We start from the raw sequence: 15,661 nt of genomic DNA, 5'->3' as shown, positions 1-15,661 counted from the left end.
TGAGATGCACATTGCCAGTAAATACGGGTGCTTGTTCGAGCCGGAGGCGAGTTAGCACAGGAGTATTTACGAATAGGGCATGTGCAACGAATAGAAATTACAATGAGTTATTCAATGGAGATTGTTGGCTGACAGAGGTAAAGGATATCTGTTTTTTTATGTAGCAACAGTATAAAAAATCGCTTACAGGTAATATTAATCAGAAATAATGTTTGATAAAGGAGATTAAACAATGTCGATGATTAACAGAGAAGTAAGCGATTTTTTTGTGCATGCATATCAAAATGGTGAATTTAAAACGGTAACCAGAGACGACATATTAGGCGGATGGAGTGTATTTTTCTTCTATCCCGCAGATTTTACATTTGTCTGCCCGACGGAGTTGTCAGATCTGCAGGATAAATATGAGGATTTCAAGGCTGTCGGGTGTGAGGTTTATTCCATATCAACAGATACGCATTTTGTGCATAAGGCATGGCATGATACATCGGAAAAGATTGAAAAGATCACGTTTCCGATGTTGGCAGATCCAAATCATGAATTATGTGAAGATTTTGAAGTGATGATCGAATCAGATGGGATGGCTGAACGTGGCAGCTTCATCATCAATCCGGAAGGGCGAATTGTCTCCTATGAAGTCAGTGCAGGCAATGTCGGACGAAATGCAGATGAACTGTTTCGTAAATTGCAGGCATGCCAGTTTGTTGCGGAGCATGGAGACGAGGTCTGCCCTGCCAAATGGCAGCCGGGAGAAGCTACGCTGCGTCCAAGTCTGGATCTTGTAGGGAGATTGTAAGAATGAAGGATGAAAATATGTATGATGTGGTGATTGCAGGCGCGGGACCGGCGGGGCTTACAGCAGCTATTTATCTGGCGAGAGCCTGTTACCGGGTGCTTGTTGTCGAGAAAGAGAAGATTGGCGGACAGATCACGATAACAGAAGAGGTGGTGAACTATCCGGGAATAGAGAAAACAGATGGAAAATCCCTGACCGCTGCTATGTACAGGCAGGCAGAGAATTTTGGTGCAGAATTCCTGATGGCAGAGGTTGAAAAGCTGGATGTAGATGGAGAATATAAAATCGTGCATACAAATAAGGGCGACTTTTCCTGTTATGGAATTCTGTTCGCAACCGGAGCGCATCCGAGAATGATCGGATTTGAGGGGGAGAAACGGTTTAAAGGACGGGGCGTAGCTTATTGCGCAACTTGTGATGGAGAGTTCTTCACCGGCAAGGAAATATTTGTTGTGGGTGGCGGTTATGCCGCTGCGGAGGAAAGTGTATTCCTTACCAAGTATGCCAGCCATGTGACGATATTGATCCGGGGCGAAGATTTTTCCTGTCCTAAATCATCGGCGGATAAAGCCAGCGCAAATGAAAAAATTACGGTGCTTACCAGTACTGAGATCGTCCGCGCGGAGGGTGAAGATGTCCTGACAACACTGGTGTATAAAAATGTGAAAACAGGGGAAGAAAGTGTATATCATGCGCCAAAAGGAGATACGTTTGGTATTTTCGTATTTGCCGGATACGAGCCGGAGACTTCGTTGCTGCAGGGAAAAGCAGAGATTGATGAAAAGGGATATGTAATTACGGATACTTCCAGACAGACCAGTATATCGGGTGTTTATGCGGCTGGCGATGTCTGCCAGAAAAATCTTCGTCAGGTAGTGACGGCAGTCGGTGATGGTGCAGTTGCAGCGACAGAGCTTGAACGGTATGTGGCAGCCATGCAGAAAAAGAATGGAGCAAAGCCATCACGGAATTTGCAGGGAAATAAACAATCAAAGGAAAAGAATGTTACACAGGAGAAAAAGCGTGAAGGAATGCAGCCTGTGGTCGCTGAAAATACCGGATATGAAATGCATAAAACTGGACAACAGAAACAGCCGGAAGCAGAAGATTCATTGTCGGACGAGTTCTTTGATGAAGAGACGGAAAAGCAGTTAGATGAGGTCTTTGACCGCATGGCGCATCCGCTGATCCTGAAATTATATCTGAATCAGAAGCAGGAGTCAGTGCAGCTAAAACAATATATGGAAGCTATGAGCAGACGAACCGAAAAGCTCAGTGTAATCGTAGCAGAGGAAGGGGCAGGCGGGGATTCTGTTCCGGCAAACGAACGACCATTTGTCAGGATTTTGGGAGAAGACGGAAGTGATACCGGGCTTGGCTTCCATGGTGTACCGGGTGGACATGAATTCACTTCTTTTGTGATTGGCTTATATAATGCTGCCGGACCGGGACAAGAAGTGGATGCACAGATAATGGAGCGTATTCATGCGATCAAAAAGCCGCTTCATATCAAGATTCTTGTAACACTTGCCTGTTCCATGTGCCCCGATCTTGTCATCGCAGCACAGAAAATAGCCGCAGAAAATCCACAGGTTACAGCAGAGATTTACGATGTGATGCTATATCCATCTTATCAGAAACGCTATAAGGTTATGAGCGTACCGTGCCTTGTTGTGAATGATGAACATGTGGCATTTGGAAGAAAGACATTACCGGAGCTATTAGACTATCTGGATGAGATTTTATAAAATAATAGAGCATCTCTTTACTGGATATATATTCGGTAAAGGGATGCTCCTTTTATTTTGAATAATTTGTGATCGTGTAAAATAGGATATTAGACAAAACAGATTAAATAAAAAGATTGACACCCTACAAAATAGGGTATACTATTTAAAAAAAGGAGGGATGAATTAACGAATGATAAGAACATTTATTGAAATACCATTATTTACAAAACGGTGGAAAGAAATAGGGCTTGGGGAAGATGAGTTACGAGCATTGCAAATTATGCTATTAAAAAATCCAGAATCAGGACCGGTAATGGAAGGGACTGGTGGAATACGTAAGGTACGGTTCCCATTAGAAAATAGAGGAAAGAGTGGTAGTGTTCGTGTATGTTATACGGATTTTGCAGAATATGAAGTTACCTATCTAATAACTGCATTTGAAAAGAAAAGTCAGGAAAATCTGACAAATGAAGAAAAAAATGTACTTAAGAAGTTGGTAAAATCTTTGAAAGAGGAAACGGCAAAGAATAGGAGATGATTTCTATGGGTTCATTATTTGATGATTTAAAACAGGGATTGGAAGAAGCAATAGAGTATGAAAAAGGACAGGGAAAAGCTCGCGTAAAAACATATATGATAATGCCAGTGAAGGAATATTCAAATACAGAAATTCGTGAGATCAGGATGCGGGCAGGAATGACACAGGGAGTTTTTGCATCTTATATGGGTGTTTCGAAGAAAACAGTAGAGGCATGGGAGTGTGGCAGAACACACCCAACCGGACCAGCGTTTCGTTTGCTTGATATCTTAGCTTCCGAAGATCTGGATGAAACAGAATTTGTAGTAGCAAAATAATAAGAAGAAAAAATAAAAAGAACGTCCTTCTGCCTGGTATCAATGTTCATTAATATAACATCAGTGAGATTTCGTTGTGCGGTGCACATAACCAGATCAGAGTAAGCTACACTAAGCTCAAACTACGCTAATGCTTGTTTTCACTAAGTGTACTTACATGGCACGCACTAACCTCAGACTTCGCGTTAACGCTCGTCTTCACTAAGTGCTCCGCTCAGCCGCAGGCGAGTTAGCACAGGAGTATTTACGAATAAGTTATGTGCAACAAACAGAAATCGTAACGAGTTATATAATGGGCATTGATACCAGGCAGAAGGACGTTCTTTTCGTTTTGAAAACTTACATTTGTGTACAACAGGATACAAATAGGATATAATTGCCATGTATGATAGGTTCAGAATCTAAGATATCGAGAGATTAAAAAATGAATTCTGGAAATGGGGAGCGCTATGAGTTACAACATTTTACTGGTAGAAGATGAAGCAGGAATTGCAGAGGGCATCATGGATTACATGAAAGAGAGTGAGATCACATTTACCTGGGCGGCGGACGGAGACGAGGCACTTGCTCTGGTGTACGAACATGAATATGATCTGGCACTTTTAGATGTGATGCTGCCGGGGGCAGATGGATTTGAGATATGCAGAGCCATCCGGGCAAAGAGTTACGTTCCGATCATTTTTCTGACCGCCAGAGGCAGAGAAGAAGACCGGCTTTATGGGTACGATCTCGGTTGTGATGATTACGTTGTGAAACCATTTTCCATGGCAGAGCTTCAGGCGAAGATCCAGTCATTTTTGCGTAGGTCGAAAGGCTTGTGGACGAAGAATCAGGTGATCCAGGTGGGAGACATCAAGATGTATCCGGACAGACTGCTTGTTGAGGCAGCAGGAGAAGAGGTCCGGCTTGCACCAAAAGAATATGCGATGCTCAAATACCTGATGGAGCATAAGGGCATGATCGTGACAAGGGATGATATGCTTGTCCGGTTATGGGGGTATGATTACGATGGTGGTGACCGTGTGGTTGACAACCATGTAAAGAAGCTTCGCAAAGCACTTGGTGACAGCGGCAAACTGATAAAGACTGTATTTGCAAAAGGATATCGGATGGAGTAATCAGATCAGAGAGGTGGACTATCATATGAAGAAAAAAGAAAAGAAATATTATGGAAAAAGAAGAAGTTTTATTCCTTCTTTTTAAAGATTTTTATTCCGTTTATTATTGTAACATCGATACTTGGGGGTATCATTACAGCATTTCTAAACCTGACATTTCAGAATAATATATCGAGCAATGTGCAGGCTGCAGAAAAGACGATCCGTCAGGCAGGCATAAAATACTGGAATATTTATCAGACGGAGCTTGAAGAACAAAAAGACGCAGATTACGAGTTCCAGACACCGTATGATCATTATATTGGAAATATGATATATTTGAATAATCTGTCAATGGCTGCGTTAAATGACAGTGAGGTGGTCAATATGCAGGGATTTATTCATCTGTATCAGAAGGACGATGCCGGTAATCTGACAGAGATCACGGATCAGAAGGATAAGGTATTTCTTCAAATCAATGATACATCTGAGAACAAATATATGCTGTATTGTGATAATGATATATTTGAAGCGGCTGTTCCTGAAATAAAGGATATGTCTGCGGATTTTTCACTTGATAAAATGAATGAGATCTATGTATCAGGAATGCAGTTTTATCCGGCTTCCTATACCTGTTTTGCAGATGGGGAGGAGCAGGAAAGAACGGTATCAGAGATACCGGATGGTTATGTGAAGCTGGATCAGAGTTCGGGATTTACCATTCCGCATGGAGTCGTTGGCTGCATACCAACATCGTTAAAGGTTGACCGGTATACAGGTACGGATGAGATCGTGAATGATTATCAGAATAATTCCAATTGGGAATATGTGGAAGATACAGAAAAATGTGCATACGGCACACATGCAGTCTATGCATTTCCTGTCAACAATGATAATACTGCTTTTGCGGTCATAGATTATCATTATAATATTGTAAAGTCACTGATGGGACATATGATCATTTATACATGGCTTGGGGTAGTGCTTGGAAGTGCATTGATCTCACTTCTGATCGCATATGTAATGTACAGATCCTATAAATCAGCGTATGATATGGAGCAGTACAGACGAACAACTTCAAATGCGATGGCGCATGATCTCAAAAGTCCGCTTGCCGTTATTTCTCTGTATGCCGAGAATCTGAAATCAGGAAAGAATCCGGAGAAGAACCAGTATTATATGGATGGGATATTAAATGAAGTAAAGGCAATGAATGAACAGGTTGCATCCATCCTTGATATGGCAAAGGCAGAGGATGTAAACACAGAGCTTCATAAGACTAAAGTTGATATCGGGAACATCATAAATACAGCAGCAGAGGTATATGCGGAAACAATTAAAACTAAAAATATCAGGCTTGACATTCAGGGAAGCTGCCAGATCGAAGCAGACGAGACTCTGATGTATCAGGCAGTTATGAATATGATGGATAATGCGATTAAGTATGTTACAAAGGATGGAAAGATCACAGTTCAGATGAGCGATGAGAGCCTTTCCATTCAGAATACAAGTGAGCTGATTCCGGAAGATATTTTAAGGAATATTTGGAATCCATTTGTCAAAGGGGATAACAGCAGACATGGACACAAAGGAACCGGGCTTGGCTTATCCATCGTCAAAACCATTATGGATCGCCATGGATTTACCTGTGAGATGAAAAATACAGGTGATGGTGTGGAAGTGAAGGTGGACTTCAGATAAGTTAATAATAAGGAGTGCCGGCAATGACATTACAACAGTTAAAATATGTGATAACAGTAGCGGATACTGGAACGATCACGGAAGCAGCAAATAAGCTGTATATTTCGCAGCCAAGTCTGACAAATGCGATCCATGAACTGGAAAAGGAAATGAATATCGTCATTTTCAACCGGACGAATAAGGGTATCAGTCTTTCAAAGGAAGGAGAGATATTCTTAGGATATGCAAGACAGGTTTTAGAGCAGGCGGCTATTTTAGAAGACAAATATAAGGGAAATGATGGTGGCAAGAAACAGTTCTGTGTATCAACCCAGCATTATTCATTTGCCGTTAATGCGTTTGTAGATCTGGTCAAGCAGTATGGACAGGATGAATATGATTTCAGTATACGGGAGACACAGACTTATGAGATCATCGAAGATGTAGCAAGGATGAGAAGTGAGATCGGAATCTTATTCCTGAATGATTTTAATGAAGCAGTATTGCGTAAGCTCCTGCGTTCGCATGATCTGGAATTTCATTTGCTGTTTGTAGCCAGACCGCATGTATTTATCAGCAGAAAACATCCACTTGCCGACAAGACGGTCATAACAAATGAAGAACTTGAGGACTATCCATATCTCTCATTTGAACAGGGAGAGCATAATTCCTTTTATTTTTCAGAAGAGATTTTCTCATCTTTTGAGCGGAAACGGAATATCCGTGTCCGGGACAGAGCTACGTTATTTAACCTGCTGATCGGGTTAAATGGCTATACCGTGTGCAGCGGTGTGATCGATAAGAAACTGAATGGCAGAGACATCATAGCAGTTCCTCTTGCAGATGAGAGTGATATGCGGATCGGATATATCACACATAAGAAAGGAATGATCAGCCGGCTGGGAAATACATATTTGGAGGTTCTGAAAAAATATCTGGGTCCGGAACCGCCCAGACGAAAACTGGAACATCGGGGACGCTTTAATGAACTTGGCAGAGATGGGGAAATGCTGACGGATGTTACAGATAAGATAGATGAACATATAAAGAAGCTGAAATAAAACCAAAAAGGATTTTGTTTTGATATAGTTTAAAACTATGGAAAACAGAATCCTTTTTGTATTATACAGATCTTGTTCATTGCCATATAATAAGCGGGAAATCACGGCTGGAAAATAAGCAGAGTGGTTATTATGGAAATGATTTGAATTATATGGAGGATAAAGCAATGAGTCAGTTACAGACACCATTTCGTTATGATTATGTAGGAAGCTTTCTTCGCCCTGCAAAATTAAAGAAGGCGAGAAGACAGTTTGATAAGGAAAATATCTCATACGATGAATTAAAGAAAGTAGAAGATGAAGCGATCACAGAGCTTATAACAAAGATAAAAGAATCAGGCTATCATGTTATTACAGATGGTGAATTCCGTCGTGCAACCTGGCATCTTGATTTTATGTGGGGATTTGATGGAATCGGACATACACCTACAAAGACAGGCCTTCCATTCCATGGTGAAGCAGCTATGGTTGATGATACTTATCTGGTCGGAAAAGTCGGTATATCCAAAGAGCATCCATTTGTAGAGCATTTTAAGTTCGTAAAACAGTTTGAAGATGAGAATACAGTAGCAAAACAGACAATGCCATCTCCGGCTCAGTTTCTTGCGCAGTTTACGATGCCATTCAACCGTGTGGAGACAGAGAAATACTACACATCCGATGCAGATCTGGTAAAGGATATTGTAGATGCATATGGAAAAGTGATCCAGGATCTGTACAATGCAGGATGCAGAAATATCCAGCTTGATGACTGTACCTGGGGCATGATGGCAGACAGAAGCGGACATCTTGCATATGGTACAACTGCGGAGGGATTAAAGGAAATTCAGAAGATCCATAAGGATATCAATAATCAGGTAATCGCAAATGCACCAAAGGATCTGACGATCAATACACATGTATGTCGTGGTAATTTCCATTCTACTTATGCAAACAGTGGTGCTTATGATCCTGTGGCAGATATCCTGTTTGGAGAGGAAAATGTAAATGCGTATTATCTGGAATTCGATGATGAACGTTCCGGCGGATTTGCTCCGCTTGCAAAGGTTTCCGGTGATAAGAAGGTTGTGCTTGGTCTTATTACAACGAAATCACCAAAGCTTGAAAATAAGGAAGAAGTAATTGCCCGTATAAAGGAGGCTGCAAATTATATTCCACTTGACAGATTGTATCTCAGCCCACAGTGTGGATTTGCATCCTGTGAGATCGGTAATAAGCTGACCGAGAAAGAACAGTGGGATAAGCTTCGTCTTGTAAAAGAGATTGCAGAAGAAGTGTGGTAGAGCTATAATAAAGAATGTGACAGGTCACAGTTATGGGCTGGTCGAAAAACCCAGGTCCAACCAAAAGAACAGGCGGGGGAACTCCCCGCCGTTTTTATATCACATATTTAGAAATAAAGGTATAAAATAAAATCCGCAATGTTTTGATATATTGCGGATTTTGTTTTAAAACGATATATGTTTAAACAACGCAACTGCACATAATACAATGGCAAGTGGTACATAGAGGTAACGTCCGATGGAATACCAGAGTGTGCCACGATTCTTTTTGCTGCCGCAGTTGACAGCTTCGAGCAGGTCATCCTTTTTCATGATATAGAACCATGAGACAGCACCGATGGTTGCGCCGATCGGGATAATGTAGATCGAAACAATATCCATCCAAGGTCCCCATTTGGAGATCGTCTCCATACCGATGCCACAGCCAAGGCATAACACACCGATGATGATCAGGACTGCGGTACGGCTGAGCTTCGGAAACTGGTGTAAGAGTGATTCAGCAACCGCCTCAAACATATTCTGAAGGGAACTTACACCGGCGAAGATCATTGCTATATACAGGATAATTGCAAATAACCGTCCGAGCGGAATATTCTGTAAGATGGTTGGCAGGGTAACAAAGAGAAGGCTTGGACCTGCTCCGACATCAACGCCATAAGAGAAACATGCCGGGATAATGACCAGTGCTGCGACAACGGCAGCAATCGTATCAAAGATCGCAGTATGTCTGGCAACTCCGACAACATCTTCATCCTTTGACAGATAAGCGCCATAGACGATCATGCCGCTTCCCGTAACTGACAGGGAGAAGAATGCCTGTCCCATTGCCCAGATCCAGATCATAGGATCAGCAAGCTTTGACCAGTCCGGTGTGAACATGAATTTATATCCTTCTGCTGCGCCCGGAAGCATAGCAACACGGACTGCAAGGATCAGAAAAATGATGAAGAATAACGGCATCATGATCTTATTTGTCTTTTCTATACTATGTGCACCGAAGAACAGAGTCAGAAGCGTTCCGGCTACCACGATAATGTGAAGCGGGATCACGGAGAACGGTTTGGATGAAAATGAATTAAACCAGGCTGCTGTATCTTCATGCATTAAAGTTCCAATCAGAGAATCAAGGAAGGCTTTTAAAATATACGAAACGATGATCGCATAACCGATCGCGATACATAAGGAGCCTGCAAGTGGAAGCCAGCCAAGCAGTCCACCTGCAGTACCGGCTTTTTTACCTCTTGTTTCCCATGCATATTTATAAGCACCAAGTGTTCCTGTTCCGGCTCTTCGTCCGATTGCAAATTCGGTCGGAAGTGCCACATAGCTGAATATAAAGATAAAAAGCAGGTAGATCAGCAGAAATGCGCCGCCACCATTACTTCCTAATTTATTTGGAAATCCCCAGACATTTGCCATACCAACGGCAGAACCAACAGAAGCCAGAATGAACCCCCATCTGCTTCCAAAACTTTTCGTATTTTTATTACTCATAAACTAACCCTATCTATTTCTTTATTATATAGATGATTGCATAATTCAGATTTATGCATATTAGTAACTAATGCTTACGCAATTATCTATACGTGCCATACTGTTCCAGTTTAAAGGTTTACAGTCGAAAAAGCAACAAAAATATTATTCACCTATTGACATGGTAGGTGAATAGGGATATTATCTTTGTAGCATAATTTGGAAAGAGGGAGAAATACTATGGTCATCTCGTCAAAAGGACGGTATGCATTACGCGTTATGGTTTATCTGGCGGTAAATCATGATGGCAGTTTTATACCATTAAAAGAAATATCACAACACGAAGAGCTGTCACAGAAATATCTGGAAAGTATCACCCGGATGCTGTCAAAAGCACATCTGATCGAAGCGGCAAGCGGACATGGAGGTGGCTATCGTCTGACCAGAGAACCGGAGGAATACAGTGTGGGAGAGATCCTCAAGCTGACCGAAGGGACCCTTGCACCGGTATCCTGCCTGAAGGATGATTCAGTACCGTGTGACCGGTCGGAATTATGTTATACATTACCGATCTGGCAAGGACTTGCCGATCTGATCAATAATTATTTTGATAATATGACACTTGCCGATGTGGCAGGAAAAGCCGGACAAACAGTGAAAGAATAGATGAATATACAGGAGGCACGAATATGTCAGAGAAACAGTTATTAAATGTAAAGAATTTGTATGTAGATGTAGAGGAGAAGCAGATCCTTCATGGTGTAGATCTGTCAATCGGAAAAGGTGAGACACACGTTCTCATGGGACCAAACGGAACAGGTAAATCAACACTTGGCTATGCACTCATGGGAAATCCAAGATACACTATAAAGAGCGGAGAAATCTGGTTTCAGGGTAAAAATATTACAGAGGCTCCTGTCAATGAGCGGGCGAAAGCAGGAATCTTCCTGTCCTTCCAGAATCCATTAGAGGTTCCGGGTGTGACTTTAAGTTCATTTATCAGAAATGCATTGGAGCAGAAGACAGGAAAAAGACAGCGTTTATATGATTTCAAGAAAGAGCTGGAGCGTACAATGGAGATCCTTCAGATGGATCCATCCTATGCAGAGCGTGATCTGAATGTCGGATTTTCCGGTGGTGAGAAAAAGAAGGCAGAGATCTTACAGCTCCTGATGCTGAAGCCTTCACTTGCAATCCTTGATGAGACAGATTCCGGTCTGGACGTTGATGCTGTAAGAACAGTATCTGCCGGTATCGAAGAATACCAGAAGAATTGCAAGGGCAGTCTTCTGATCATTACCCATAGTACGAAGATTCTGGAGTCCTTATCTGTTGATCATACACACGTTATGGTAGAAGGTAAGATCATACAGACCGGTGATGCATCTCTGGTAGAGGAGATCAACCGGAATGGATTTGCAAAATATGAGAAGACAGAGCAGAATCAGTAGTCTTTGAAAGGAGCATCCGATAGATATGAAAGAAAAAACATATGTAGAAGACATAGACAGAAATATATATGACTTCAAAGATGATGAAAAAGATGCTTATAAGATCAAGGCAGGACTGACGCCAGAGATTGTTGAGCAGCTTTCGAAAGAGAAACATGATCCGGCATGGATGCAGACCTTCCGTCTGGAATCCCTGCAGATCTATAATAATATGGAAGTACCGGACTGGGGACCATCGATTGAAGGTCTGAATATGGACAACATCGTAACCTATGTCAGACCAAATACAAATATGAAAGCAAAATGGTCTGATGTGCCGGAAGATATCAAGAATACATTTGAACGACTGGGCATCCCACAGGCAGAGAGAAAATCTCTTGCAGGTGTCGGAGCACAGTATGATTCCGAGCTGGTATACCACAATGTCCGTCAGGAGGTAGCTGAAAAGGGTGTTGTATATACCGATATGGAGAGTGCATTAAATGGCGAATATGCAGATATGGTAAGAAAGCATTTTATGAAGCTGGTTCGTCCCAATGACCACAAGTTCGCAGCTCTTCATGGTGCGGTATGGTCAGGCGGCTCCTTTGTATATGTACCAAAGGGTGTATCCGTAGAGATCCCATTGCAGTCCTATTTCCGTCTGAATGCACCGGGAGCCGGACAGTTTGAACATACCCTTATCATAGTGGATGAGGGCGCGGATCTTCATTTCATCGAAGGTTGTTCTGCACCAAAATATAACGTGGCAAATCTCCATGCCGGGTGCGTGGAATTATTTGTCGGTAAGAATGCAAAGCTTCGTTATTCTACGATCGAGAACTGGTCAAAGAATATGTATAACCTGAATACAAAACGTGCAGTTGTAGAAGAAGGTGGAACGATCGAATGGGTTTCCGGTTCCTTCGGATCCCACGTATCCTATCTATATCCGATGAGTATCCTTAAGGGAAAGGGCGCGAAGATGGAATTTACCGGTATCACATTTGCCGGAAAAGGACAGAATCTGGATACCGGAGCAAAGGTCGTTCACAGTGCACCGGATACCAGTTCCTACATTAATACAAGATCTATTTCAAAGGATGGAGGTATCAGTACTTTCCGTTCTTCCGTTGTAGTAGCAAAGGAAGCAGAGAATTCCAAGGCAGCAGTATCCTGTCAGTCGCTGATGCTGGATTCTATCTCAAGATCTGATACGATCCCGGCGATGGATATTCGTACCAGAAAGGCAAATGTAGGACATGAGGCACAGATCGGCAGTATCAGTGATGATGCGGTATTCTATCTGATGTCCCGTGGTATGAGCGAGGAAGATGCCAGAGCTTGTATCGTCAGTGGATTTGCGGACAACGTATCAAAGGAGCTTCCGCTAGAATATGCTTTGGAAATGAACAATCTGATCCGTCTGGAAATGAAGGGCAGTATAGGTTAGGAGGAAATGAGCAATGGACAAGAAGACGATCAATATTAATAAACTTCCATCCAAAACATGGTACTGGCTTCATATGAATGATACAAAGGTTTCATGGAATCCTGATATAGCACCATGTAAGGTGACGGTAGAGGAAGCATTTGAGGATAAAGAGACAAACAGCCTGATATCCGGGGATGCGGCAGAATTTGCCACAGTTGAGAGTGGAGCAGGAAGAGAGGCTGATCCGATCTTTGCAGATGCGCAGACAGAAAAAACAGTTCTGACTGCTTCGGACAAAGACGCAAAGGCAACGATCCGTCTGGCTGTTGATGGAACGACAGCAGCGTCGGCGGCAGGTGCATGTTATCTGACGGCAGAAGAAGGTACGGATACAACCATAATTGAGACATTTACAAAGAAAAGTGCGCAGGCAGGTTCACTGGCATACCGTACGATGATACAGGCAAAGAAAGACAGCCGTGTTCGTCTGGTACAGGTATTTATGCAGGATGAAGAACAGACTCTGTTAAATGATATCGGTTGTGTCTGCGATGAAAATGCAAAGTTCGATATCCTTCAGATCTTTATCGGAAAAGGTGATCTCTATAACGGAATCCGTACAGATCTTAAGGGTACAGGAGCAGATACACAGGTCGAGATCGGCTACCTTGGACAGAAGACACAGAAGATTGATGTGAACCTGATCATAAATCACTTCGGTAAGAAGACGAATTGTGAGATCCAGGTAGATGGAACCTTAAAGGATGCAGCAGAGAAAGTATTTCGTGGAACGATCGATTTCAAGAACGGTGCATCCGAATCCACAGGTGCAGAGACAGAAAATGTACTCCTGCTTGGTGATGATGTGATCAATAAGACAATCCCGATCATTCTCTGTGCAGAGGAGGATGTAGAAGGTTCTCACGGTGCAACGATAGGTGAACTGGATGAGGAGACATTATTTTATTTTGAATCAAGAGGCATCGACAAGGAGGCTGCGGAGGATATCATGACCCACGGCAAATTCGAGATGTTATATCGCCACATAGGAGATGAGCAGACACAGAAGCTGGTAGAAGCACAGCTTGCGGAGGTAATGGCAGATGATAGAGAAGAATTATAAAGAGGATTTTCCGTTATTACAGACAAATAAAACCATTTATATAGACAATGCAGCTACAGCACAGAAGCCGGCAGTTGTAATTGAAGCAGAGAAGCGTTTTTATGAAGAAAGCAATGCAAATCCGCTTCGTGGCTTCTATCCGCTGAGCCTTGCAGCAACAGAAGCATATGAAGATGCCAGAAAAGTTGTGCGTGATTTTATTCATGCAGATTCGGAAAAAGAAATCATCTTTACAAGAAATACAACAGAGAGTCTGAACCTTGTTGCATACAGCTATGCATGCAGTCATCTGAAAGAAGGAGATGAGATCGCAGTCAGCATCATGGAACATCACAGCAACATTCTCCCATGGCAGATGGCAGCGAGAATGACAGGTGCAACGGTCCGGTATCTGAACTGTGAGAAGGACGGTATTTTGACAGATGAGACACTTGCAGCAGGAATCAATGAGAAGACAAAGCTTGTAGCGATCGGACAGGTATCCAATGTTCTCGGTTGTGTGAATCCGATCAAGAAGATTTCAAAGCTTGCACATGCAGTCGGCGCGGTCATTGTAGTAGATGCAGCACAGAGTGCACCGCATATGCCGATCGACGTCAAAGATCTGGATGCAGATTTCCTTGCATTTTCCGGTCATAAGCTGATGGGACCGATGGGTATCGGCGTGTTATATGGAAAAGAAGCATTACTGGAAGAGATGCCGCCATTTATGACAGGTGGCGAGATGATCCAGTCCGTAACGACAGAAGGAGCGGTATGGGCTGAGCTTCCGCATAAGTTTGAGGCAGGAACTGTAAATGCAGCCGGTGCAGCCGGACTTGAAGCCGCAATTTCATATATTAATAAGATTGGATTTGAGACAATCGAGCAGAGAGAACTGGAACTGACCCGACATGCGATGGAAGGACTTGCAAAGATTCCGCATGTTCATGTGATCGGCTCAGAAGATCCTGCAAACCATACCGGTATTGTGGCATTTACGATCGACAATGTACATCCACATGATGTCAGTGAGATCATGGCAGCAGATGGTATCGATGTCCGTGCAGGGCACCATTGCGCACAGCCATTACTTACTTATCTGAAGGTGTATAATACAACAAGAGCCAGCTTTATGTTCTACAATACGATAGAAGAAGTCGATGCATTTGTAGAGAGTGTTGCAAATGTCAGAAGGAGAATGGGATATGGAGAATAGAAGTTTTTATAATGAGATTCTGACGGAACACAATATCCGTCCGGAATTCAAACATGATCTTCCGGATGCGAACATCGTACTGGAAGGTGTAAACCCGAACTGTGGGGATGATATCTGGTTGAAATTAAAAGTAGAAAACGGAATCATCGAAGACGGAGCATTTGTCGGAGACGGTTGTGCGATCTCACAGGCGTCCGCTGATATCATGCTTGGCATGATCGTCGGAAAGACCGAGGAAGAAGCGTTGAAGCTTGGAAAACTTTTCTTAAAGATGATACAGGGCGAAGCGACCGATGAAGAGATCGATGAACTGGAAGAGGCCTCCGCCTTAAAAGATATCTCCCATATGCCTGCCCGTGTAAAATGCGCAGTCCTTGGCTGGCATACCCTGGAGGAAGCATTAAAGAAATAGTGTTAACAAAAAATAATACAGGGGTCATATATAACATTGTTCCGCAAAACACTCGCGTTCTATTCTACACGTAGCGGTTCTAAACTCT

The 15,661-nt window shown here is 42.7% G+C and carries 15 protein-coding genes; 14 read left to right on the top strand and 1 reads right to left on the bottom strand.

Annotated elements, in window-relative coordinates; all coding sequences use genetic code 11:
- The first annotated feature begins 232 nt into the window (after positions 1-232).
- The 8 genes from ahpC to CLOL250_RS00775 all read left to right on the top strand — a co-directional run bounded on the left by ahpC (position 233) and on the right by CLOL250_RS00775 (position 8,502).
- Positions 233-796, top strand: coding sequence for an alkyl hydroperoxide reductase subunit C (gene ahpC, locus CLOL250_RS00810; RefSeq protein ID WP_044944556.1), 564 nt, complete (start codon positions 233-235; stop codon positions 794-796).
- Between the two features lie 2 nt (positions 797-798).
- Positions 799-2,544 (top strand): FAD-dependent oxidoreductase, encoded by a 1,746-nt coding sequence (locus CLOL250_RS00805; RefSeq protein ID WP_008399966.1) that lies wholly within the window; start codon positions 799-801, stop codon positions 2,542-2,544.
- A 172-nt stretch (positions 2,545-2,716) separates the two neighbouring features.
- Complete coding sequence (locus CLOL250_RS00800; RefSeq protein WP_008399964.1) at positions 2,717-3,064, top strand: type II toxin-antitoxin system RelE/ParE family toxin; 348 nt, start codon at positions 2,717-2,719, stop codon at positions 3,062-3,064.
- Positions 3,065-3,069: 5 nt separating this feature from the next.
- Positions 3,070-3,381, top strand: coding sequence for a helix-turn-helix domain-containing protein (locus tag CLOL250_RS00795; protein ID WP_021944812.1), 312 nt, complete (start codon positions 3,070-3,072; stop codon positions 3,379-3,381).
- 449 nt (positions 3,382-3,830) lie between these two features.
- A complete protein-coding gene (locus CLOL250_RS00790; protein ID WP_044944551.1) occupies positions 3,831-4,499 on the top strand; it encodes a response regulator transcription factor in 669 nt (222 codons plus the stop codon).
- Between the two features lie 180 nt (positions 4,500-4,679).
- A complete protein-coding gene (locus CLOL250_RS00785) occupies positions 4,680-6,179 on the top strand; it encodes a sensor histidine kinase (RefSeq protein WP_008399960.1) in 1,500 nt (499 codons plus the stop codon).
- A gap of 23 nt (positions 6,180-6,202) precedes the next feature.
- Entirely contained in the window at positions 6,203-7,219 is a 1,017-nt protein-coding gene (locus CLOL250_RS00780; RefSeq protein WP_008399958.1) for a LysR family transcriptional regulator, read from the top strand.
- A gap of 167 nt (positions 7,220-7,386) precedes the next feature.
- A complete protein-coding gene (locus CLOL250_RS00775; RefSeq protein ID WP_044944719.1) occupies positions 7,387-8,502 on the top strand; it encodes a 5-methyltetrahydropteroyltriglutamate--homocysteine S-methyltransferase in 1,116 nt (371 codons plus the stop codon).
- A gap of 165 nt (positions 8,503-8,667) precedes the next feature.
- Here the strand turns inward: CLOL250_RS00775 and CLOL250_RS00770 are convergent, their stop codons facing one another.
- Positions 8,668-9,996 (bottom strand): sodium-dependent transporter, encoded by a 1,329-nt coding sequence (locus CLOL250_RS00770; RefSeq protein WP_008399956.1) that lies wholly within the window; start codon positions 9,994-9,996, stop codon positions 8,668-8,670.
- A gap of 219 nt (positions 9,997-10,215) precedes the next feature.
- On the opposite strand from CLOL250_RS00770, the gene CLOL250_RS00765 reads away from it, so the two are divergent.
- Genes CLOL250_RS00765 through sufU form a run of 6 tightly spaced genes read left to right on the top strand, consistent with a single transcriptional unit; the run spans position 10,216 to position 15,573 of the window.
- Positions 10,216-10,641 (top strand): RrF2 family transcriptional regulator, encoded by a 426-nt coding sequence (locus CLOL250_RS00765; RefSeq protein ID WP_021943695.1) that lies wholly within the window; start codon positions 10,216-10,218, stop codon positions 10,639-10,641.
- Positions 10,642-10,664: 23 nt separating this feature from the next.
- On the top strand, positions 10,665-11,426 hold the full coding sequence (gene sufC / locus CLOL250_RS00760) for a Fe-S cluster assembly ATPase SufC (RefSeq protein ID WP_008399954.1): 762 nt from the start codon (positions 10,665-10,667) through the stop codon (positions 11,424-11,426).
- A gap of 25 nt (positions 11,427-11,451) precedes the next feature.
- Positions 11,452-12,858 (top strand): Fe-S cluster assembly protein SufB, encoded by a 1,407-nt coding sequence (gene sufB / locus CLOL250_RS00755; RefSeq protein WP_008399953.1) that lies wholly within the window; start codon positions 11,452-11,454, stop codon positions 12,856-12,858.
- 13 nt (positions 12,859-12,871) lie between these two features.
- A complete protein-coding gene (locus CLOL250_RS00750) occupies positions 12,872-13,963 on the top strand; it encodes a SufB/SufD family protein (protein WP_008399951.1) in 1,092 nt (363 codons plus the stop codon).
- Positions 13,944-15,161 (top strand): aminotransferase class V-fold PLP-dependent enzyme, encoded by a 1,218-nt coding sequence (locus CLOL250_RS00745; protein ID WP_008399948.1) that lies wholly within the window; start codon positions 13,944-13,946, stop codon positions 15,159-15,161. The genes CLOL250_RS00750 and CLOL250_RS00745 overlap by 20 nt, the downstream gene beginning before the upstream one ends.
- On the top strand, positions 15,151-15,573 hold the full coding sequence (sufU, locus tag CLOL250_RS00740) for a Fe-S cluster assembly sulfur transfer protein SufU (RefSeq protein WP_008399947.1): 423 nt from the start codon (positions 15,151-15,153) through the stop codon (positions 15,571-15,573). The genes CLOL250_RS00745 and sufU overlap by 11 nt, the downstream gene beginning before the upstream one ends.
- Positions 15,574-15,661 lie beyond the last annotated feature (88 nt).

The organism is Clostridium sp. L2-50 (assembly GCF_000154245.1).
GTDB lineage: Bacteria > Bacillota > Clostridia > Lachnospirales > Lachnospiraceae > Coprococcus.
This window is presented reverse-complemented; position numbering and strand designations above follow the sequence as displayed.

What these genes read in the sequence shown, in the direction of transcription:
- sufB (WP_008399953.1), top strand. Translation starts at nt 11,452, where the DNA reads ATGAAAGAAAAAACATATGTAGAAGACATAGACAGAAATATATATGAC.
- CLOL250_RS00745 (WP_008399948.1), top strand. Translation starts at nt 13,944, where the DNA reads ATGATAGAGAAGAATTATAAAGAGGATTTTCCGTTATTACAGACAAAT.
- CLOL250_RS00780 (WP_008399958.1), top strand. Translation starts at nt 6,203, where the DNA reads ATGACATTACAACAGTTAAAATATGTGATAACAGTAGCGGATACTGGA.
- ahpC (WP_044944556.1), top strand. Translation starts at nt 233, where the DNA reads ATGTCGATGATTAACAGAGAAGTAAGCGATTTTTTTGTGCATGCATAT.
- CLOL250_RS00795 (WP_021944812.1), top strand. Translation starts at nt 3,070, where the DNA reads ATGGGTTCATTATTTGATGATTTAAAACAGGGATTGGAAGAAGCAATA.
- CLOL250_RS00765 (WP_021943695.1), top strand. Translation starts at nt 10,216, where the DNA reads ATGGTCATCTCGTCAAAAGGACGGTATGCATTACGCGTTATGGTTTAT.
- CLOL250_RS00775 (WP_044944719.1), top strand. Translation starts at nt 7,387, where the DNA reads ATGAGTCAGTTACAGACACCATTTCGTTATGATTATGTAGGAAGCTTT.
- CLOL250_RS00800 (WP_008399964.1), top strand. Translation starts at nt 2,717, where the DNA reads ATGATAAGAACATTTATTGAAATACCATTATTTACAAAACGGTGGAAA.
- CLOL250_RS00750 (WP_008399951.1), top strand. Translation starts at nt 12,872, where the DNA reads ATGGACAAGAAGACGATCAATATTAATAAACTTCCATCCAAAACATGG.
- sufC (WP_008399954.1), top strand. Translation starts at nt 10,665, where the DNA reads ATGTCAGAGAAACAGTTATTAAATGTAAAGAATTTGTATGTAGATGTA.
- sufU (WP_008399947.1), top strand. Translation starts at nt 15,151, where the DNA reads ATGGAGAATAGAAGTTTTTATAATGAGATTCTGACGGAACACAATATC.
- CLOL250_RS00770 (WP_008399956.1), bottom strand. Translation starts at nt 9,996, where the DNA reads ATGAGTAATAAAAATACGAAAAGTTTTGGAAGCAGATGGGGGTTCATT.
- CLOL250_RS00805 (WP_008399966.1), top strand. Translation starts at nt 799, where the DNA reads ATGAAGGATGAAAATATGTATGATGTGGTGATTGCAGGCGCGGGACCG.
- CLOL250_RS00790 (WP_044944551.1), top strand. Translation starts at nt 3,831, where the DNA reads ATGAGTTACAACATTTTACTGGTAGAAGATGAAGCAGGAATTGCAGAG.